The 21,722-nt window shown below is 39.3% G+C and carries 16 protein-coding genes; 6 read left to right on the top strand and 10 right to left on the bottom strand.

Annotated elements, in window-relative coordinates:
• Positions 1-118: 118 nt before the first annotated feature.
• A complete protein-coding gene (locus ADS77_RS06355) occupies positions 119-667 on the bottom strand; it encodes an NAD(P)H nitroreductase (protein ID WP_054203615.1) in 549 nt (182 codons plus the stop codon).
• 635 nt (positions 668-1,302) lie between these two features.
• On the opposite strand from ADS77_RS06355, the gene ADS77_RS06350 reads away from it, so the two are divergent.
• A complete protein-coding gene (locus ADS77_RS06350; protein ID WP_082355620.1) occupies positions 1,303-4,122 on the top strand; it encodes a bifunctional aconitate hydratase 2/2-methylisocitrate dehydratase in 2,820 nt (939 codons plus the stop codon).
• A 609-nt stretch (positions 4,123-4,731) separates the two neighbouring features.
• Here the strand turns inward: ADS77_RS06350 and ADS77_RS06345 are convergent.
• The 6 genes from ADS77_RS06345 to ADS77_RS06320 all read right to left on the bottom strand — a co-directional run bounded on the left by ADS77_RS06345 (position 4,732) and on the right by ADS77_RS06320 (position 11,989).
• Positions 4,732-5,262, bottom strand: a complete 531-nt coding sequence (locus ADS77_RS06345) for a hypothetical protein (protein WP_054203613.1) — start codon at positions 5,260-5,262, stop codon at positions 4,732-4,734.
• A gap of 317 nt (positions 5,263-5,579) precedes the next feature.
• Complete coding sequence (locus tag ADS77_RS06340; RefSeq protein WP_161803875.1) at positions 5,580-7,769, bottom strand: ATP-binding protein; 2,190 nt, start codon at positions 7,767-7,769, stop codon at positions 5,580-5,582.
• A 461-nt stretch (positions 7,770-8,230) separates the two neighbouring features.
• Positions 8,231-8,704 carry a DUF1456 family protein gene (locus ADS77_RS06335; RefSeq protein WP_054203611.1) on the bottom strand — a complete coding sequence of 158 codons (474 nt, stop codon included), beginning with the start codon at positions 8,702-8,704 and terminating at the stop codon, positions 8,231-8,233.
• Between the two features lie 142 nt (positions 8,705-8,846).
• Positions 8,847-10,091: a lipoprotein-releasing ABC transporter permease subunit gene (locus tag ADS77_RS06330; RefSeq protein ID WP_054203610.1), complete on the bottom strand. Its 1,245-nt coding sequence runs from the start codon at positions 10,089-10,091 to the stop codon at positions 8,847-8,849.
• Positions 10,081-10,779 (bottom strand): lipoprotein-releasing ABC transporter ATP-binding protein LolD, encoded by a 699-nt coding sequence (lolD, locus tag ADS77_RS06325; RefSeq protein WP_054203609.1) that lies wholly within the window; start codon positions 10,777-10,779, stop codon positions 10,081-10,083. The genes ADS77_RS06330 and lolD overlap by 11 nt, the downstream gene beginning before the upstream one ends.
• Positions 10,772-11,989 (bottom strand): lipoprotein-releasing ABC transporter permease subunit, encoded by a 1,218-nt coding sequence (locus ADS77_RS06320; protein WP_054203608.1) that lies wholly within the window; start codon positions 11,987-11,989, stop codon positions 10,772-10,774. Before ADS77_RS06320 ends, lolD begins: the two co-directional genes overlap by 8 nt.
• Positions 11,990-12,135: 146 nt before the next feature.
• Between ADS77_RS06320 and ADS77_RS06315 the strand changes: the two genes are divergently transcribed.
• Positions 12,136-13,827, top strand: a complete 1,692-nt coding sequence (locus ADS77_RS06315; protein WP_054203607.1) for a SulP family inorganic anion transporter — start codon at positions 12,136-12,138, stop codon at positions 13,825-13,827.
• 1 nt (position 13,828) lies between these two features.
• Here ADS77_RS06315 and ADS77_RS06310 read toward each other — a convergent pair whose 3' ends face one another.
• Positions 13,829-14,704 carry a LysR family transcriptional regulator gene (locus tag ADS77_RS06310; RefSeq protein ID WP_200909641.1) on the bottom strand — a complete coding sequence of 292 codons (876 nt, stop codon included), beginning with the start codon at positions 14,702-14,704 and terminating at the stop codon, positions 13,829-13,831.
• A gap of 106 nt (positions 14,705-14,810) precedes the next feature.
• On the opposite strand from ADS77_RS06310, the gene ADS77_RS06305 reads away from it, so the two are divergent.
• Together ADS77_RS06305 and fghA are read left to right on the top strand one after the other, a co-directional pair.
• Positions 14,811-15,932, top strand: coding sequence for an S-(hydroxymethyl)glutathione dehydrogenase/class III alcohol dehydrogenase (locus tag ADS77_RS06305; RefSeq protein WP_054203606.1), 1,122 nt, complete (start codon positions 14,811-14,813; stop codon positions 15,930-15,932).
• A 50-nt stretch (positions 15,933-15,982) separates the two neighbouring features.
• Positions 15,983-16,825 (top strand): S-formylglutathione hydrolase, encoded by an 843-nt coding sequence (gene fghA / locus ADS77_RS06300; RefSeq protein WP_054203605.1) that lies wholly within the window; start codon positions 15,983-15,985, stop codon positions 16,823-16,825.
• Here the strand turns inward: fghA and ADS77_RS06295 are convergent.
• A complete protein-coding gene (locus tag ADS77_RS06295) occupies positions 16,779-17,168 on the bottom strand; it encodes a hypothetical protein (protein ID WP_054203604.1) in 390 nt (129 codons plus the stop codon). The genes fghA and ADS77_RS06295 overlap by 47 nt on opposite strands.
• Positions 17,169-17,331: 163 nt before the next feature.
• Here ADS77_RS06295 and betT point away from each other — a divergent pair, with 163 nt between their 5' ends.
• Complete coding sequence (gene betT / locus ADS77_RS06290; RefSeq protein ID WP_082355617.1) at positions 17,332-19,314, top strand: choline BCCT transporter BetT; 1,983 nt, start codon at positions 17,332-17,334, stop codon at positions 19,312-19,314.
• Between the two features lie 322 nt (positions 19,315-19,636).
• Entirely contained in the window at positions 19,637-20,053 is a 417-nt protein-coding gene (locus ADS77_RS06285) for an MgtC/SapB family protein (protein ID WP_054203602.1), read from the top strand.
• Between the two features lie 417 nt (positions 20,054-20,470).
• Here the strand turns inward: ADS77_RS06285 and ADS77_RS06280 are convergent, their stop codons facing one another.
• Positions 20,471-21,712 carry an amidohydrolase family protein gene (locus ADS77_RS06280; RefSeq protein ID WP_054203601.1) on the bottom strand — a complete coding sequence of 414 codons (1,242 nt, stop codon included), beginning with the start codon at positions 21,710-21,712 and terminating at the stop codon, positions 20,471-20,473.
• Between the last annotated feature and the right edge of the window lie 10 nt (positions 21,713-21,722).

The raw sequence follows: 21,722 nt of genomic DNA, 5'->3' as shown, positions 1-21,722 counted from the left end.
AGAAATAGTTCAATTAATGCATCCATGCACTTCTTACAGCTAAAGCAGAGTAACACGTTTAAACTTAATATGATGTGACCAGATTTTTAGAGAAAAGTTCATTCATTTGTGAAAATGATTATAAATTTGTAAAAAAGTGTTCAGGGCTATGACGGACAGATTTTTTACAATCAACTGCTGGTGTCCCTAAATAAAGATACCCGACAATTTCATCTTCACGAGTTAAGCTTAAAGCACCTTTAACTGCATCACTCTGTGCAAAATAACCCGTGCGCCACACACCACCTAAACCTTGAGCGAAAGCTGCTTGTTGCATAGCTAACACCGCACACCCAGCACTTTGAACTTGCTCTACGCGTGGAACTTTTGGGTGAGCTTGGTATTTTGCAATAGCGATAATAATCATCGGGGCACGCAGCGGTAATTCTTTCGCACGATTAATCACTTTTTCATCTTGTTGCTCTGCAATAGCACTTTGATGATAGATCTCACCCAAACGTTCACGCCCTTCCCCCTCAACAACAATAAATTGCCATGGTGCAATACAGCCATGATCTGGCACTCGCAGCGCCGCCTGTTTAATAATACTAAGTTGATCATCATTAGGGCCTGGGGCAATCAATCGAGGATCTGATTGGCGGGTTAATAAAAGTTCAATAGCATCCATAGCAAATCTCTTATTTAAAAGAAAAGAGCATACCATTGATAGTGAACGCTGAGAAAGTGATCTGAGCCAATACTTTGAGATACTTCGTTGATAAAATAAAATGACACAAAGCGACATCTGAACACTTACTGGTTGATTAAACTCAATGATATTACAGTCTGGATCGCTGATGAAAAAAGCCGAGAGCGATATAAATTTAATCAGGAGACATAATAGAACTTCTTATCTCATATATGATTGCACTAACCTGAAACTTCCGAACTCGTAAATCACAGCTTTTATCCTATTTTAGCTGAAATAATCATTATTTAGATGTTTAAACACATACGTACATTATGCATCAACTGTTCAGAAGACATTGAACAACAAAAATCCTCCATTGTTTAATTTTTACAGTTAGATGAGTATGCGCTACAACCATCATACATTCACAAGATTAATAGTGAATATTCATTTCATATATACAAATTATGGTGCAAGTACGATAAAATCCTACCTTGTGTATAGATACCGTCAACGTAAAACCAGCTATAATTATAGTTGGGCACAAAGCTTTTTTCATTTGGGCATTACTAGTCACTGTAAATCAGTTAAAATGCTTAACTTCATATCAAGTAAAATACCGAGAGTTTTCTATGAGTTTGTATACAAAATATATGGAAGAAATCCAAACCCGTAAAACGGAACTTGGATTAAACCCAAAACCAATTGATAGTGCAGAGCTACTATCTGAAATCATCACTCAAATAAAAGATACGAACAACGAGCATCGTGAAGATTCTCTGCATTTCTTTATCTATAATACATTACCAGGAACAACGAGTGCTGCGGGCGTTAAAGCACAGTTTTTAAAAGAAATTATTCTTGGTGACGAAGCTGTAACAGAAATCACTACTGAATATGCTTTTGAGCTTCTTTCACATATGAAAGGCGGCCCTTCAATTGAAATGCTACTTGATCTAGCATTTGCTGATAACGCAGAAATTGCAGCACAAGCGACTGACGTACTTAAAACACAAGTGTTCTTATACGATGCAGATACTGCTCGCTTAGAAGCAGCATATAAAGCAGGCCACCCTGTTGCTAAAGAGTTATTAGAAAGCTACGCACAAGCTGAATTTTTCACTAAGCTGCCAGAAATTGCAGAAAAAATCGATGTTGTAACCTACATCGCTGGTGAAGGTGATATTTCAACTGATTTATTATCTCCTGGTAATCAAGCGCACTCACGTGCCGACCGTGAATTACACGGCAAATGCATGATCACACCAGAAGCACAGCAAGAAATCGGTGAGTTACAGAAAAAACACCCAAATGCAAAAGTAATGCTAATTGCTGAAAAAGGCACCATGGGCGTGGGTTCATCACGTATGTCTGGCGTTAATAACGTCGCACTTTGGGCAGGTAAACAAGCAAGTCCATACGTTCCGTTCATCAACATTGCACCAGTGGTTGCGGGAACTAACGGTATTTCACCAATCTTCCTAACAACCGTTGATGTAACTGGTGGTATCGGTCTTGACCTTAAAAACTGGGTTAAGAAGGTAGATGCTAACGGTAACACAGTAACAGATGCTAACGGCGACGCAGTTCTTGAAGAAGCGTATTCTGTTGCTACTGGTACAGTTTTAACGATTAATACCAAAGAGAAGAAATTATACAACGGCGATAAAGAGCTTGCTGATGTGTCTTCTGCATTCAGTGCTCAAAAAATTGAATTTATGAAAGCTGGCGGCTCTTATGCCGTGGTATTTGGTAAAAAACTACAAACATTTGCAGCAGAAACTTTAGGTATTGATATACCGCTTGTATATGCACCTGCTAAAGAAATATCGCATGAAGGTCAAGGCTTAACAGCCGTTGAAAAAATCTTCAACCGTAATGCCGTAGGCGTATTGTCTGACTCACCGCTACACGCGGGTTCTGATGTACGTGTTAATGTAAACATTGTTGGTTCACAAGATACAACTGGCCCAATGACGGCGCAAGAACTAGAAGCAATGGCAGCCTCTGTTATTTCTCCTATTCTCGACGGCGCATATCAATCAGGTTGTCATACAGCATCAGTATGGGATAGCAAAGCGCAAGCAAATATCCCTAAATTAATGGCGTTCATGAATAAATTTGGCCTGATCACAGCACGTGATCCGCAAGGCGTTTATCATGCAATGACTGACGTAATCCACAAAGTATTAAACGACATCACAATTGATGACCGCGCTATTATCATTGGTGGTGACTCACATACCCGTATGTCTAAAGGCGTAGCGTTTGGTGCTGACTCAGGTACTGTGGCATTAGCACTTGCAACGGGTGAAGCGGCAATGCCAATTCCAGAGTCTGTTAAAGTAACCTTTAAAGGCAGCATGGCTAAGCACATGGATTTCCGTGACGTTGTTCACGCAACTCAAGCGCAAATGCTTAAGCAATTTGGCGGTGAAAACGTATTCCAAGGCCGTGTTATTGAAGTACACATTGGTACTCTAATGGCTGACCAAGCGTTTACTTTCACGGATTGGACTGCAGAAATGAAAGCGAAAGCATCAATCTGTATTTCTAACGACGAAACGTTGATCAAGTCTATTGAGTTGGCTAAGAGCCGTATCCAAATCATGATCAACAAAGGTATGGATAATAAAGCACAGACACTTCAAGGTCTTATCGACTTAGCTAACACACGTATCGAAGAGATCAACAGCGGCACAAACCCTGCGCTTGCACCTGATGATGTAGCTAAATACTACGCTGAAGTAGTGGTTGATCTTAATGAAATCGTTGAGCCAATGATTGCCGATCCAGACGTAAACAACGACGATGTATCTAAGCGTTATACTCATGACGTTATTCGCCCTGTTTCATACTACACTGACAAGCCAGTTGATTTGGCGTTTGTTGGTTCGTGTATGGTTCATAAAGGCGATATGAAAATCATCGCTCACATGTTACGCAACCTTGAAAAGAAAAACGGTTCAATCGTCTTTAATGCACCATTAGTTGTTGCACCACCAACATACAACATCGTTGATGAGCTAAAAGCTGAAGGCGATTGGGCAATCTTGGCTAAGTACGCTGGTTTTGAATTTGACGATGCGAAACCAAAAACTGCGGCACGTACTAAGTATGAAAATATCTTATACTTAGAACGCCCAGGCTGTAACTTATGCATGGGTAACCAAGAAAAAGCTGAACCTGGTGACACTGTAATCGCCACATCAACACGTCTGTTTCAAGGTCGTGTTGTAGCTGATACATCAAATAAAAAAGGTGAATCACTGCTTGGTTCTACACCACTTGTAGTACTTGCAAGCGTATTAGGCCGTTTCCCTACAATCGAAGAATATAAGTCTGCGGTTGAAGGCATTGACCTAACATCGTTCACACCGGTTGAAGAAGCAATGATCACTAAATTCAGTGCTGAAAAATCTGTGCCTGTCAAAGTAGTTGACGCTAGCTAATTTAGTTTAGTAATTAAAAAGCGCGTTTTAAACGCGCTTTTTTAATGTTACGAGCAATCGATAAGAAATATCATTTACCAGACATTGCACAGAGCAAATTCATAAATTTCTATTTAAGTTTATAACCCCTCCAAAAAATGAGAAATAAGAAATTTCCCTAGATGAAGCAATTAAACGCATAATTATGGACGGTCTTTGGTTTATCAAAGTACTTTATCTCTCTGTCCTCAGTTTTTTACTAATTTGCTTCTTGAACATTTGTTCCGTAAAGGTGCTCAAGCATATCATTCTCTTAATGTTGAATATGCCGCTAATGAAGTAAATAGCGCTGAAAATATAGTAAAAAATCACGTACTGTTGTAGCAAAGTTCTCGTAAAAGAGTTAAAGGGTTAAAGAAAAATAATATTCTTCATATTGAGGTAGCTTGGGTATAAATATACCATTCCCGATGAAACCTACCGCTAAAACAGCAAAGCGACCTTCGTAATCGCTGCATTAAGTAATGTATGATAATTAAGCTGAAAAACACCAAAAATCATTGTTAGTATATTTATACTTTACTCTGTTAAGCGGCTATATTTTTAAATAATTTATGTCAGTAAGATAAATTAAATTAGTTCAAATGAGTCCATAAACTCATTCATTTGCCCCTTATGATCATCCGAGTTTTCGTACTGACAACTAAGGTTGTATGAATTACTCATATACTTAAAAATTTGCATTCTCAACAACTTACTATCTTTTGTCGTCACATCGAATTGATAGCCACTTACCCCCCCAACAGAGATAAACTCTTCACTATTGATGCTACTGCCATATCTGTTGAGCAGATTTCTTTTGGCAACATCTATTTGGTCATAAATATCCCCTGTCACTTCATCTGCATCTAAGTAATCAGATATTACAATACCGCAAACAAGTTCAGGCTTACGCACAAAATAACTCACTGTTTTGAATTTTCCGTAATTAGGGAGATCAATGATTTCAGATTTTTCTCTTGGCTTGTCAGGAAATGTAATCTTAAACTTATACTCACTTGAGTGGATCTCACTCATATTTGATTTAATTAGCCCTTCAGAAGAGAAGAAAAATTTATAAGCACCAAATGCAGCTGCTATTATTAAAATATACTTAATCATTTATTGTCCTTTACGCATTGTTTTTGAAAGTTAAGTATCTACAAGTATTAGTCTCTTAACTGACTTTAAACATTTACTCATCCATGCTGAATAAATTTATGGATAACTCATTTAGATTAATTCGGTTATACACAGACCATAGCTGAGTTCCTATTTTGATACAATCAATATCTTGTTTGAGTGAGTCTCGTGAAATTTTATCGACCTAATCGCTATGCTTGTGAATCGCACTCTTTACCTTCGTTACGAGAAATAAGGTTCAGAAGCTTCTATAGTGATCAAACCAATGTAATGACTGGCGGGAACTGAACTAAAAACTAAGTTTTCAACCAGCGTGATAATAATGAAGCGAGTAAATTAAACTCAATTGGTTTACTTAAGTAATCATCCATTCCAGCTTGAAAACATGCGTTGACATCTTCTTGCATTACATTCGCCGTTATCGCAATGATAGGAAGATTTTTCCATTTTTTATTTTCACGGATAATTTTTGTTGCACTTACTCCATCAAGATTAGGCATATGCATATCCATCAAAACAATATCAAAATCTTGCTGCTGTAGAATATCTAAAGCGATTAAGCCATCATTTGCTATTACTACATCTAGATTTAACTTTAGAAGCATTGCTTTAATCACCAATTGATTGACCATATTATCTTCTACAACGAGTACTGTGGCTGACACATTTGAAAAATCCAGCATTGGATCTGTGTTCTCAATTTTGTTTTCATTTTTTTCAACGGTTAAAATACTAAAAATGACCTCAGTTCCCTTACCAAATTCTGAATGAATCGTAATTTTACCGCCAAGCATTTCTACAAGCTCTTTACATAAACTTAAACCTAACCCTGAACCACCATAAACACGTGTTGTACTATTATCAGCTTGACTAAATGGCTCAAAAATATCAGCGAGTTGATCGTCTTTAATCCCGATCCCACTATCTTTCACTACACACTGCAATGTTAAATCAGCACCTTCTTTTTGTGTATTAATCGTCACATTCACATTTCCTAATTGTGAGAATTTAATACTATTACCGATTAAATTTACCAATATCTGTTTCAAGCGTGTTTTATCTGAGTAAACACTAAGTGTGTGGTTATCGCTATGCCATTGTATAATAATTGACTTTTTTATAGCTAAGGGCTGAACTATTGCGAAAACTTCATCTTGTAACTGTTGTAATGTAAACACTGAATTATCGGCTTTTAATTTTCCTTGCTCTAATTTAGAAATATCCAGTATGTCATTAATTAGCGACAATAAATGTGTTGCTGAAGTTACCCCTGTATTTACTAACAGCACCTCATCTTCTTTCAGTCCAGGAGCTGTTTGTAATAACTGCAAAGTACCTAAAACACCATTGAGAGGCGTTCTGATTTCATGACTCATATTGGCTAAAAAGCGACTTTTGGCTGTTAACGCATCACTGGCTTTTCCCGTTGCAATTTCAAATGCTTTTGTACGTTCTTCTACGCGTTTTTCAAGTTGTCCTTCTCTCATTGAAAGCTCATCACGCATGCTAATAAAAACACGTGATAGTTCACCGAGTTCATCTTTACCTGATGAGGCGATCTTCACGCTATAGTCACCTAAAGATAAAGCATGTGAAGCCTGAGTTAAGTTATGAATTGGCGCATACAGACGAACAGATAAGCGAATGGCTATAAATAAGGCTGCCACCAAAACAATAGAAAAAATTATCCAGAGAGTTTTTTGTAACTCTTTTATTCTGGAAAATATAAGTTTATTTGGGATCACTACAGCAATGCTATAACCTGCCGAAGATATTGGCGAAAAGAAAATATGCTCTTTTTCTTCAGTTTTACTATTAAATATTTCTGCAAACCCTGAATGTCCAGCCACCATACGAACCCCAATATGGTTCATCTCTTCGTTTGGCTCTTGTGTAACCCTTAACTTAACACTGACCTTTTCACCAATATTATTTAAGACCCAGCGCTCATTTTTTTTCAAAAGTTGAATTATTTTATCAGCTTCCCAGTGGTACATATAAATACCGCTATTTGATACAAGCATAAAACGTACGCCATCATCAAAAGAATTCATAACCTGTGTTTGAACTGCTTGTATCAAACGCTCGATTTCGTTCCAACCAATACTGCCACCGATCAAGCCAACAACTTGTTTCTCGTCATTTAAAATTGATGAGCTTATTACAATTTGTCTTACTCCCGTTGTATAGGAGATCATGGGTTCTGATACAAAAATAACAGGATCATTAGCTGTATTTTCACCAACGGTCGTCAACCAGTAGTCTCTTTTTTTAATTGAACGGGGTTTGGAGTTCGCGATTGAATCATCAAAAGTACGTTTTAGGTTTTGAAAACTATTTCCCCCTTCAGTGTTGTAAAAACTGCCATCAATTTCACCTACAATGAATTTTTCATAGGAGCCACTACCTTGTTTTTTTTCACTGATCAAATAATCGCGCATGTTGACAAATTGCATAGACTTTATTCGTGAATCTTTTGCTAACATTGATATTTCAGCTTTTCTTTCGATAAAATATCGATCAAATATCCCTGCGGCGTTACTTACTTTTGCTTGGGCTGCAACGATACTTAAACGTTCTGCTTGCTCAGTGCCTTGTATGCTCACTAAAACAAAAACCACTAATAGCGGCAATAGCGAGCTGATTAATAATACGGTGATCAAACGGGTCTTTAGTTGCATATGATGGGTTAACGATGAATGAAGTTGTAAGTCTAGACGAGCTAAAAGAAATATACGAATATTTACAGGTAAAAAGCATTATTAGCTTTTATGATTTATAGGCAGAGCAAAAGCTACGATTTATCACAAAAATTAATGTAAAAAACGGCGTGAGATTCAGGTTAAATTACATTAAGCCAACATCGTGTTACAAAACCGCTCCTGCATATTAAGGTAATTTGAGTATACAAGTAACCTAGATTCAGGTTACTTGTTAAAAATACTGATTAGTTACCAGTAGATTCTGGGCGGATTTTTTGCTGCACGCCTGTTAAGAAGTTACGTAATATTTGATCGTTACACACACGGAAGTGTTTGTTATCTGCTTTACGAGAAAAAGCACTTAGCTCATGCTTGCTTAGAATAAAATCAGTAACGGCGAGTGCATCAATAACGTCTTCAGCTTTCATGTTTAACGCTATGCGTAATTTCATTAAGATCATATTGTTATTGAGCTTATTCTCAGGCACTGGCTGCTCACCTTCACGTTTACCACGTTTAGTATTAATAAGGCCATTTAAGTAAGTCGCAAACTCAGTATCAGTAATCTCAATATAGCCTTCATCCCCTTCTTTACATAACCACGCAACAACTTGTTCCTTCGTTACTTGACAATCTGCCGCGGCAAAAATCTCAATCATTTTAGTATCAGATAAATCAAAGGTATAGCGAATGCGGCGTAAGATATCATTATTAGTCAAAGTAAATTCCAAGAGTAAAGGTATTGGTAACCAAGCAATTTTTTGCTGGTTTATTAAATAGCCACACAGTCTAACAGAGATAGCTTTATCCCACTATTGATTATTATTTTATAAAAGTATGTGGCCATTTAAAGTATTCGATCTAGTTTCCTAGTACCTTCGCAGGGTCTACACGGGTAGCTTGCCAAGCAGGATAGATCGTTGCTAACACCGCAAGTACAAATGTAACAATAACCGTTACAACAATATCTTGCCATACTAACTTACTGGGTAAAAATTCAATAAAATAGACCCCTTCTAATGGGTTACTGCCAGCAAATTGACTAAGTAAAGTAAACAACTCGCTAATATTTAACGCGACAATCACACCAATAAAAGAGCCTAAAATAACCCCAATAAACGCTTGGCTTAAACCTTGAAGGATAAAGGTCGCTAGTATCGTACTGTCTTTCGCACCCATGGTCTTTAATATAGCAATATTAGCTTGTTTTTCTCGCACTTCCATGACTAACGATGAGACAATATTAAAACTCGCGACAGCGATAATTAAAAACACCACAATATAAACGATGGTTCTAACCATTTGTATATCTTGATATAAACTACCCTGCGTTCTAAACCAGCTAGAAATATACACATAATCATCTATTGTTTGGCCAACTCGCAACGCAATTTGATGTGCATAATAGACATCCGCTACAGCTAAACGCAACCCAGTGACTTGCTGTAAGTCATAACCTAATACCCTTTGTGCTTTTTCAAGGTGAATAAATGCAGCAGAGCTATCGATTGGGCCGCCCATTTCAATTATCCCAGCCAGCGTCAAAGTAACTCTTTTCGGTGCTAAAATGTCGTTACTCGTTTTGTTAACTTGCGGGATCAATAACGTTATTAACTCCCCCTGCGTTACACCGAGCTGTTTAACGATTTGTTGACCTAAAATAACCTCATCAAAACCTAACTGGCTAACTAATTTACCTTTCGTGTATTGATTAACCGCCGACACTTTACTCTCTAATGTAGGATCTATGCCACGCACTTCAACCGCTTTTAGTTCACTTTTGTACTGCGCCATACCGTTAACGCTAATAAAAGGCGCGGCCCCAACCACATCTCGCTGCTGAGTAAGCTTTTGTACTTTATCAGGCCAATTATCGATAGGACGATTCGGTGCAACATATTCAACTTGCGGAACAACACTCAAAAGACGATGCACTAATTGTTGTTCAAATCCGTTGATCACTGAAAGCGCAATAATTAAAACTGCAACACCAAGTAAAATACCGACTGTTGATGCTTTAGCAATAAAACTAACAAACCCGTTCTTTTCGTCTTTACCGCCTGAGCTTGCTCTAAAACGCTTGCTCAAATAAGCACTAAGCAACATGACTTGCCTCTTTGATTGCTAATTTTCCATCATCAAGATAAGCAATTTTACCCAATTTATCAGCCAATTCTAAATCGTGTGTTACTACTACAAAACTGGTATTCAAACTGCTATTAAGTTCTTTGATCAAATCGTAAATTTTAATCGCATTTTGTTTGTCCAAGTTGCCCGTTGGTTCATCTGCTAATACTAATGCAGGCTCTGTTACAAGCGCGCGAGCAATGGCTACACGTTGACGTTCGCCGCCAGACAACATCGACGGTTTATGGCTACTACGATGCGATAAACCGACTTTATCTAACATAGCCAATGCCTTTAAATTTGCCTTTTTCGCGCTAAGGCCTTTAATCAATAATGGCATCGCTACATTTTCAACGGCATTAAACTCCATCAATAAATGATGAAATTGATAGATAAAACCTAAATGCTCATTACGAAACTTAGCCTGTTCAGCACGTGAAAGTTTAGCGACTTGTTGACCTTTAATTTTAGCCACTCCACTAGTTTGCGCATCTAAAGTACCCAGTATATGCAAAAGCGTACTTTTTCCAGACCCTGAGCTGCCGACAATAGCGAGCATTTCACCCTGCTGAAGAGATAAATCCACTCCTTTCAATACTGCAACTTCACTCGCACCATCTTGATATATTTTACTTAACTTCTCACATTGAATAACTAAATCATTCATATCGCAATACCTCTGCAGGACTAACATTGGCAGCTTTACGCGCCGGGTATAAAGTGGCTAAAAAGCTCATGGTAATACTACCAATGGCAATGAGGGATAAATTCATTACGTCAAATTTTACGGGTAAAGCAATGCCTGTTAATAAATTCAAACCTATTAAAGCTAATGCTTCATTAATATATGCACTTAATAGTAACCCGAATGCAGCGCCAATCCCTGTGCCAATTAAACCATTGTAAAGGCCTTGGATCATAAAGACTTGCTGTACTTGAGAAGGCGTCAGTCCTAAAGTCTGTAATATTGCAACTTCACTTTGTTTTTCACTGACCATCATAGTTAAAGCCGAAACAATATTAAATACAGCCACTAATACTATTAGCGCCAATAGCATCGACATAACGCGCTTTTCCATAGCGACGGCCGCAAATAAGGTGCCCTGCGATTGTCGCCAGTCTGTCACCTTATATTGACTTAAAAGCGCATTTGACGATGCAATAAATGCATCCAATTCAAAGGGGTCGTTTAGCGATATGCTTAAGTTAGGCGCGCTGCTGTCAGGGAGTTTTAATACCCGTTGCAATGATTCTCCACTTGTAAATGCAAGGCCCATATCGATTTCAGAACCAGTTTCATAAATCGCTGCAACGGTAAATAAACGTTGGCTTGGCACACGCCCTAATGGCGTGTAGGTTGATGCATTTGGCATAATTACACGTACTTTATCACCTAAGCCAATGCCTAGTTTGCGCGTTAAATAACGGCTAAGAGCAATATTATAACGCGTCGCCATTACGACTTGCCAATTACCCTGAATGACTTTATCGCTGATTTTATAAAGCGATGCATTTTCATCGTACAAGCCTTGTAACAGCACACCGTGCAAATCACGGTTTGTTTGTAAAATAGCTTCGCCATGACGATACAAGCTCGCCTGCTTAACAAAATCAGACACAACAACGTCTTTTTGTAGCTGGATCATATTAGTTTGAGTGTGCCCACTTGATGAGATTTCTACATGAGGGATCAATCCCAACATATTGCTCTTTAGGTTATCTTCAAAGCCATTCATCACTGAGCTGACGGTAAAAAGCGCCATTAAACCAATTGCAATACCAGCAATTGAGAAAAATGAAATAAAAGAGATAAAAGCATTCCCCTTAGAGGAACGACTATATCTCAGCCCGATAAACAGGCTAACAGGTTGAAACATAATTATTTATGATCGCATCTAATGCCAATTATGCCGTCATACTAGCATAAACTGTATTTATTTGGGTATCGTCAAAAGTGTAAAAAATAATTAAAAATCTGATACTTGATAATGCGTTTTTAAGTTAAAATACGCCAAATTACAAGATGAGGAACCCCGTTTTGTCTTTAAAGCGATTTAAACACGTAAATTTAAAAGGTGATTTATTTGGTGGTGTGACTACTGCGATTATTTCATTGCCTCTAGCGCTGGCCTTTGGTGTTGCCTCGGGTGCTGGTGCTGAAGCTGGTATGTGGGGCGCAATCCTCGTTGGTTTATTTGCCGCCCTTTTTGGTGGTTCTACTTCATTAATATCTGAACCGACCGGTCCAATGACCGTAATAATGACCGCCGTTTTAACCACTATGCTCGCCAGTTATCCTGAGCAAGGCCTCGCGATGGGCTTTACCGTTGTGATGATGGCAGGCGCTTTTCAAATAATGCTCGGCACTTTAAAGCTTGGCAAATATATTACGCTGATGCCCTATAGCGTTATTTCAGGTTTTATGTCTGGTATTGGGGTAATACTTATTATCTTACAGTTAGCGCCATTACTTGGTCACTCCTCCCCAGGTGGCGGCGTACTGGGTACTTTGGGCGCACTGCCTGATTTAGTTATGGATTTGCATTTCTCCGAATTATTTTTAGGGTTATGTACACTCGGTATTTTATTTTACCTACCGCAAAAATTTCGACAGTATGTGCCTGCCCAACTTGTTGCCCTTGTTGTGGTAACTATAGTCTCTATCTTAGTCTTCTCTACCGACGACATTCGCCGTATTGGTGTCATTCCAAGTGGCTTACCCAGTATTGTATTTCCAACTTTTACCGCCGATCTTTTTACTGAAATGGTTATTGATGCGCTTGTATTAGGTACTCTTGGTTGTATCGATACCCTATTAACCGCCGTCATTGGCGATAGTTTAACCCGTACCGAACATGACTCAGACAAAGAGCTGCGTGGCCAAGGTATTGCTAATATGGTTGCTGGTTTTTTTGGCGCACTTCCTGGTGCAGGTGCAACAATGGGCACCGTAGTCAATGTGCAAGTTGGCGCGCGATCCCCTCTGGCTGGGATCCTTCGGGCTGTGATCTTAATGGCTGTCGTGTTTGTGGCTGGCAGTTTAACCGAACCGATCCCTATGGCCGTACTTGCTGGTATTGCAGTGTATGTCGGCTTTAATATTCTTGATTGGAGCTTCATTCAACGCGCCCACAAACTGAGTATTTTACAAATGGCTATTATGTATGGTGTGATGCTGCTCACCGTATTTGTCGATTTAATTGTGGCGGTAGGTCTTGGCGTATTTATTTCAAATATTATTGTGATCGAACGACTTAGCCGAGAACAAGCCAAACATGTAAAAGCGATTAGTGACGCCGATGACGATGATGTACCTCTTGCCGTTGAAGAGCGTGAACTTCTAGAACGAGCTCAAGGAAAACTGCTGTTTTTCTACTTATCAGGCCCGATGATATTTAGCGTATCAAAAGCAATTGCACGCCAACATCGTCACATTAGTGAATATGAAGCCATGGTGCTTGATTTGTCTGATGTACAGATGCTTGATGTTACCGTGTCTTTAGCCATTGAAAATGCAATTCAAGATGCGTTAGATGCCAATTGTGACGTTTTCATTTACTCACCAAATCGTGATACCAGTGAACAACTAAAACGACTACAAATAAAGGATAAGCTGCCTACAAATGCTTTTTGTATCAGTCGAAGCGAAGCCCTCAATAAGGCACTTGTGAGTATGCAAAGTGTTGAGCAGGATATCTCTACTGTTATAAACTAAACTAAGCTAAGCTAAGCGCTGCTACTAAATGATCGAGCAGCGCTTTCACATTAGTCGCAACAAACTGCCGTGGAGGGTATACGCCCCATACACCTTCAGGCTTTGGTTGGTTATTCGTTAGGATAGGCACTAAATTCCCCTCAGCTAAATCCTTTTCAATGTAATAATTAGGTAATTGAACAATACCAAGGCCTTTTTTTGCTGCGTCCGCCAATGCCCAGCCACTATTACACTGTAACCGCCCTGCTATTTTAATATGCTTATCACGCCCTTGTTCACATACTCGCCAATAACTGCTATTACCCACTAAGCATTGATGTTGTTGTAATTCCGCTAATGTATGAGGCTCTCCGAAGCGTTCTAAATACGCTTTTGAACAACAGATCACAAAATGACGCGCACTTAAACGCCGTGCTTTTAAACTAGAGTCTTTTAAATGACCAAGGCGAATAGCTAAATCAAACCCACCTTCAAGTAAATTTTCTTGCTCATTACTCAGTGACATCACCACTTCTAAATCTGGATACTGCTGCATAAACGTATGCACCGCCGGCATTACAAATGTTTCGCCATACATTACAGGCGCTGTGAGTTTAATTTTACCTTTTGGCGTACTTTGTTGCTCTGCCAATAGCGCTGTTGCATCGTCCATTGCGTGTTGTAAATGCTTAGTTTGATGTAAAAATGCTTCGCCTTCTTTGGTCAGTACCACTTTGCGCGTCGTACGCGTTAACAATTGCGTATTTAAGCGTTGCTCTAATTGCGTTACTTGTCGACTAATATGTGCAACGGAAACCCCTAATACTACGCTAGCACGAGTAAAACTTCCCTCTTCACCCACTGCGATAAACTCATCTATACCTAACCAACGACTCATTATTACCATACTGTAAAAGTGTTTTATTAAAATGAAGATTAACATTGTTTGAGAAACAAATAAAATAGCGTTATTGTTTTTAAGCACTGTATATAAGAGAGTCACTATGTCTGAATTTATAAAATCTAAAGCAGCTATCGCTTGGGGCCCGAATCAACCACTGTCAGTTGAAGAAGTGGATGTAATGATGCCTAAAAAAGGCGAAGTAATGGTAAAAATTACCGCAACAGGTGTATGCCATACTGATGCATTTACTTTGTCTGGTGCTGATCCTGAAGGGATTTTCCCAGCTATTCTAGGCCATGAAGGCGCTGGTGTGGTTTATGCAATTGGCGAAGGAGTTACAAGTGTATCGGTAGGCGATCATGTTATTCCTTTATACACTGCTGAATGTGGTGAGTGTAAAATGTGCACGTCAGGTAAAACAAATTTATGTTCAGCTGTGCGTGAAACCCAAGGTAAAGGCTTAATGCCTGATGGCACCACACGTTTTTATAAAGACGGTCAGCCAATCTATCATTATATGGGTTGCTCTACGTTTTCTGAATACACCGTACTTCCTGAAATCTCTTTGGCTAAAGTGAATAAAGCAGCATCGCTTGAAGAAATATGCTTACTCGGTTGTGGTGTAACAACGGGCATGGGCGCAGTTACAAATACTGCAAAAGTACAAGCTGGCGACACGGTTGCGATATTTGGTTTAGGTGGGATTGGTCTATCTGCCATTATTGGTGCAAAAATGGCTGGTGCTTCTCGTATCATCGGTGTCGACATCAACACCAGTAAATTTGATCTTGCCACCAAGTTAGGTGCTACAGATTTAATCAATCCAAAAGATTATGACAAACCAATTCAAGACGTAATTGTTGAAATGACCGACGGCGGTGTTGATTACTCATTTGAGTGCATTGGTAACGTTGATGTTATGCGCTCAGCCCTTGAGTGCTGCCATAAAGGCTGGGGGGAGTCGGTGATCATTGGTGTTGCTGGTGCAGGTCAAGAAATTTCAACTCGCCCATTCCAACTAGTCACTGGCCGCGTATGGCGTGGTAGCGCATTTGGTGGCGTAAAAGGTCGTTCACAACTGCCCGACATTGTTGAACGTTACATGGCCGGTGAGTTTGCGCTAAATGACTTTATCACTCATACCATGGGCCTTGAAGACATAAATGAAGCGTTTGATTTAATGCATGAAGGTAAAAGCATTCGAACTGTTATTCATTACTAAATTAATTGGCTGCATCGCACTGCGGTGTAGCCGTTAACAAAGAGAGAGTTATGTTAGATAATTTAAGCGCTACAAAAGTAAATGGTGGCTGGCATAAACAGTACAGCCATATTTCCACCAGCACTCATTGCCAAATGCGTTTTGCCATTTTTTTGCCACCAGGGGCCAGCCAAACCAATAAAGTGCCTGTGTTATATTGGTTATCAGGCTTAACGTGTACTGACGAAAACTTTATGCAAAAAGCCGGTGCACTTAAAAAAGCGGCAGAGCTTGGCATAGCAATCGTTGCACCTGATACTAGCCCTCGCGGTGATAATGTCCCCGACCAAGACAGCTATGATTTTGGCCAAGGTGCAGGCTTTTACCTAAATGCGACACAGGCTCCCTATAACACGCACTACAACATGTACGATTATATTGTTCATGAATTGCCAGCGCTTGTTGAGCAGCACTTCCCCGTGACGACTAAAAAAGCCATTAGTGGTCATTCTATGGGTGGTCATGGTGCAATGGTCATTGCACTACGTAATCCAAAAAGTTACAGCAGTGTGTCAGCATTTAGCCCAATTACAAACCCAATTAATTGCCCTTGGGGACATAAAGCTTTTAGCTTGTATTTAGGTGATGATCAAATGATGTGGGCTAATTACGACAGCTGTGAACTTATGAAAAATACGAGCAGCGATGACTTTTTACCCATGCGTGTTGATCAAGGTGATGCCGATAGCTTTTTAATCGATCAACTTAAGCCAGAAAACCTAACAGCCGTTGCTAAACAGATAAACTTTCCGCTTACACTACATATGCAGGCAGGCTATGATCATAGCTACTATTTTATAAGCAGCTTTATTGACGAACACTTATCATTTCATCATAGTCATTTGCGTAGCTGATTTTTTTATTCACATGGGGTTTTTCAATTGTAACGTCTTGGCATTCTTTAATTGTTCGAGAAATACGCCTGCAAACATTCGATGTCTGCGGTTTAATTTGATCTTTAATAAACCCCACTACAGCACTGTCTATTTGAAACCCTAACTCAGAAAAAGAAAGGGTGTTTACATCACCATCAACAATAAATGTTTTGGGTTCGGTATGCGGCCCCGATTGCGCAAGATCAGCATCATAATTCTCATCAGCTTTAGAATAAGCGGTACCATCAATTAATACACCCGCCACTGTACAGCCTGTTAGTAATTGGCATAATACCAAGGCACTAAAAATAAGTCTTAACATAATACAAACAACCTTCTATAAATTTAAACTCCATCTGACATGACTATAAACGAATTAAGTAAAAACACTGTTAAAAACTGTAAGAGGAATTAATTAATTGAATATGCTATACTTTCGTCGAAATTTTATTTCTATGTACACTCAATAATTCCGGGGAATATCAATGTCCACCACAGAAGAAAAATCCAAACTCAATCCACCTGTATTTTACACAGCCTCCGCGCTGATTATTATGCTCGTGCTATTTACTGCATTAGCCCCACAAAGTGCTGATGTCTTTTTTAACGGCTTACAAAGTGTCATTGTGCAAAATGCCAGTTGGTTCTATGTACTTACCGTTGCCATTATTTTGATCACCGTCGTTTTTTTAGGCTTGTCGCGTTACGGTAACATTAAACTTGGCCCTGATCATTCAACACCTGACTACAACCACATGACTTGGTTTTCTATGCTCTTTAGTGCGGGTATGGGGATAGGCCTGATGTTTTTTGGCGTAGCCGAACCTGTGATGCACTATATGAATCCACCTACAGGTGATGCTGCGACTGTTGAAGCTGCACGTGAAGCGATGAAAATCACCTTCTTCCATTGGGGATTACATGCATGGGGAATTTATGCGATTGTCGCATTAATATTAGCTTTTTTTAGCTACCGACATGGCCTGCCATTAACTCTGCGCTCTGCGCTATACCCCCTTATTGGCGATAAAATATATGGTCCGATCGGCCATGCGGTTGATATTTTTGCCGTTATAGGTACCGTGTTTGGTGTTGCAACATCCTTAGGCTATGGCGTATTACAGGTAAACTCCGGACTCAATTACTTATTTGATGTCCCTGTAGGCATTGTTACCCAAGTCATTCTTATTGCCGCAGTCACCGGTTTGGCAATTGTCTCTGTCACAACCGGCCTTGATAAAGGTATTCGCCGTTTGTCAGAGCTAAACATGGGCCTTGCGGTCATCATGTTGCTATTTGTATTGATACTTGGTCCTACTGTTTATCTGTTACAAGCTTTTGTGCAAAACGTGGGATCTTATGCTTCAGATATAGTCAGTCATACTTTTAACTTATTTGCCTACGAAAAAACTGAATGGATGGGCGGCTGGACTATTTTATATTGGGGTTGGTGGATGTCTTGGGCACCGTTTGTTGGCTTGTTTATAGCCCGAGTTTCCCGTGGTCGTACAATCCGTGAATTTGTTATGGGTGTACTCTTTATTCCAACTGGCTTTACCCTTATGTGGATGACATTCTTTGGAAACTCAGCCATTGATTTGATCATGAATCAAGGCGTTGCCAGTTTAGGTGAAGCGGTTTCAAAAGATGTTGCGATTTCTATTTTTGCATTTTTAGAAAACTTCCCAATGTCAGGAATTTTATCATTCATTGCCACTTGTATGGTTATTGTATTTTTTGTTACATCGTCTGACTCAGGCTCAATGGTGGTCGACATGTTATGTTCAAATGGTAAAGACAACACACCTATGTGGCAGCGTATTTATTGGGCTGGTGGCGAAGGTGTTGTTGCTGCCGTCTTGCTCATGGTTGGCGGTTTAGGTGCTCTTCAAACCATGACTATAGCCAGTGCCCTGCCCTTTGCGGTTGTACTGCTAATAGCGACGTATGGCTTGATAAAAGCATTACGGGTAGACATTGCTAAACGTGAAAGTTTACAAATGAACATAGCCCCTATAGCCCCCACTTTACCAGGCAGCGAAGGTGCAAGTTGGCAAGAGCGACTAAATAATATTGTTGATTTTCCTAACAAAGCCAATGTAAACCGTTTCGTTAAATCAATTGCGTTACCGGCAATGGAAAATGTCTCTAAAGAGCTTAAAACACATAGTCTTGATGTTGAAATTGACTTAGAGCAACTTGAACGCGGGCATGTTAGTTTAAAAGTATTGCTTGGCGAGGAAATTGACTTTTTATACGAAGTTAAACGCCGATCATATGAAAAACCATCTTATACACAAGATGAAGATGAAGATGACGACAGTGATAATAATTACTATCGAGCAGAAGTTCATTTACGTGAAGGCGGTCAAGATTACGATGTTATGGGCTGGTCTAAAGAAGCTGTGATCAATGATATTATCGATCAATATCATAAACATATGCACTTTTTACATACTCTTCGCTAACCTCTAATAGTGCTTTATACCAATCAGCGTAGATATGGGGTCTATTTAATTCGTTAAATTGTTCAAATATTTATGTAGATTGGTATTCATGTTACAGGAGTAGCTTGCTTGTTCCTGTAACATTTATAGGTTTTTGATTTTATTTTATATTCAACAGCAGTCCTACCCAATAAGTAATATCCCCTCGCTAGTCTGTAAATATTACCTTGCTCAAATCCGTAGTAAATAATTAAAATATTGTAAGTAATTAATAATAAATGTTTTTATATTTGGTTCGTTCTTTGCTTACTCTATCAAGGGCTAAGATTAGATAGGATCAAAGATGGAACTCAACTTACAATGGCATGAAATAATCGATAACCTAATCCATTTAGGGATCGCCTACATGCTGGCATTACCTATGGCGTTCGACCGAGAGCGCTCAAATCATGGTGCAGGCCTGCGCACTTTTCCACTTGTTGCTGTCGCATCTTGTGGTTACGCTTTAGTTGGTATGTCTGTGCTTACTTCAACCGAAGCTGAGTCTAAAGTTCTCGAAGGTATAATTACCGGGATTGGCTTTATTGGCGGTGGAGCCATTTTAAAAAATAAAAATTCGACCTACGGCACAGCAACCGCCGCAAGCATATGGAATATGGGGTTAATTGGTATAGCTGTTGCATTTAGCCGTTACGAAATTGCCTTACTAATGGCTATTATCAACTTTATAACCCTGCGTTATGTAAAAAGATTAAAGTAACAATGTTTATTTTTGTTGATATTATTTGCCATCTATTTAGATTTTAATAATGCATTTTATCTTTTAGTTGGTATAGACTTGCTTGGAAAATATAAATATTTATTGATTGTTGTGTTCTTTGTAAAAAAAGAGACGCTCACAAGTTTAGTTAAACGCAAGAACCGCCTATAAAGTAAATACAGTCAATACAGTCAATACAGTCAATACAGTCAATACAGTCAATACAGTCAATACAGTCAATACAGTCAATAGTGTAATTGAATAGCCATTTTATGAAAGCCTGATTTTTCTGACGGATAATATCCATCGTAATACAAGTTTAACCAACAAATAGAGCAACTTATTTCAAGTTAAATTCTAGGCTAAAAAATAAAAAGGCCGCAAATGCGACCTTTCTATATAAAACGAACAAGCAGATTATTTTGTATAAGCGCGCGGCATCTCAGATTCTGCCATATAACGGTCACGTAACTTATCTTGGCGAGACTCGGTTGTTACCTCTTCGCCATTAATAAACATTTTTGTAACATGGCTGCTTAGTTCAAATGGGTCGTTATTCCACATTACTAAATCAGCGGCTTTACCCACTGCAACACGGCCAGCATTGATACCAAACACATCAGCAACATTCGCTGTGATGGCATGTAATGCGCCTTGTTGGCTCATCCCGTAAGAAACTGCGTTGCCTGCATCAAAACGAAGCTGATAAACATTGTGGCTGCCATCACCTGCGATAGCAAAAATAACTTTAACACCCGCTTTTTCAAGCTCGCCTGCGTTATTTAGATTCGCATGGAGTGAATCAAAGCTGCCAGGTAAGTTATCCATTGCACTGATAATAACAGGTACGTTTGCTTCAGCTAATTGTGCTTTAACTACCACAGCATCTTGTGCGCCAGAGATCACCAAGTTAAGTTTAAATTGCTGTTTTACTTTGAGCAGCTCAAGAATGTCAGACGCACGTGATGCACTTACAAGTAATGGCATTTCACCTGCTAACACTTTAGTAAGCACTTTATCTTCTGTACTTGGTTTAGCGTCGTCTTTTTTATCTTTTTTGCTGGCTTTTTGCTGATGTGCTTCAAACTTATCGATTAAGTTTTTAAGCGACATTGCACGAGAGCCTTTACGCTGCTCACCTAGATTAACCACAAGTGCTGCATGTGTTTGCTTAACGCTATCAAATTCACCACTTAAATCAACTACGCTTGCTAAACCTGCAAAGATGCTATCGCCACCATGCGGTGTGATCACATCACGTGTTATACCGCCTTTACGTGCGTAAGGGATCAAGCTACTGCGTGGATTAAAAGCCAAGCTTGGGTCAAAGTCGATCCCTGCTTTATCATCACCAGCATCACGCGAGCCTGCCACAGCGCCCACTTCAACTAAACCTAGCTGGTTCATGCTACCGATAAAGCCGGCAGTTACAATTTGGCCTTTCGCATCAATGATGGTATCTGCTTCAACTTTTGTTGGATTGATGGCAATAATTTTGCCCTCATCCATTATAATACTCGCGCCTTGTAAAATACCTTGCTCTGTTGAGGTATGCACAGTTGCGTTGATGATAGCCACTGACTCGGCGTTAACGCCAGTACTTGCTAATAAACCAGCAGCAACTAGCGAGAGCGCAAATGAATGTGTTATTTTTGTCATTCTAGTTACT

It is taken from the genome of Pseudoalteromonas porphyrae (genome assembly GCF_001298125.1).
Classification (GTDB): domain Bacteria; phylum Pseudomonadota; class Gammaproteobacteria; order Enterobacterales; family Alteromonadaceae; genus Pseudoalteromonas; species Pseudoalteromonas neustonica.
The sequence above is the reverse complement of the archived record's forward strand: the minus strand, read 5'-3'. Positions and strand labels throughout refer to the sequence as shown.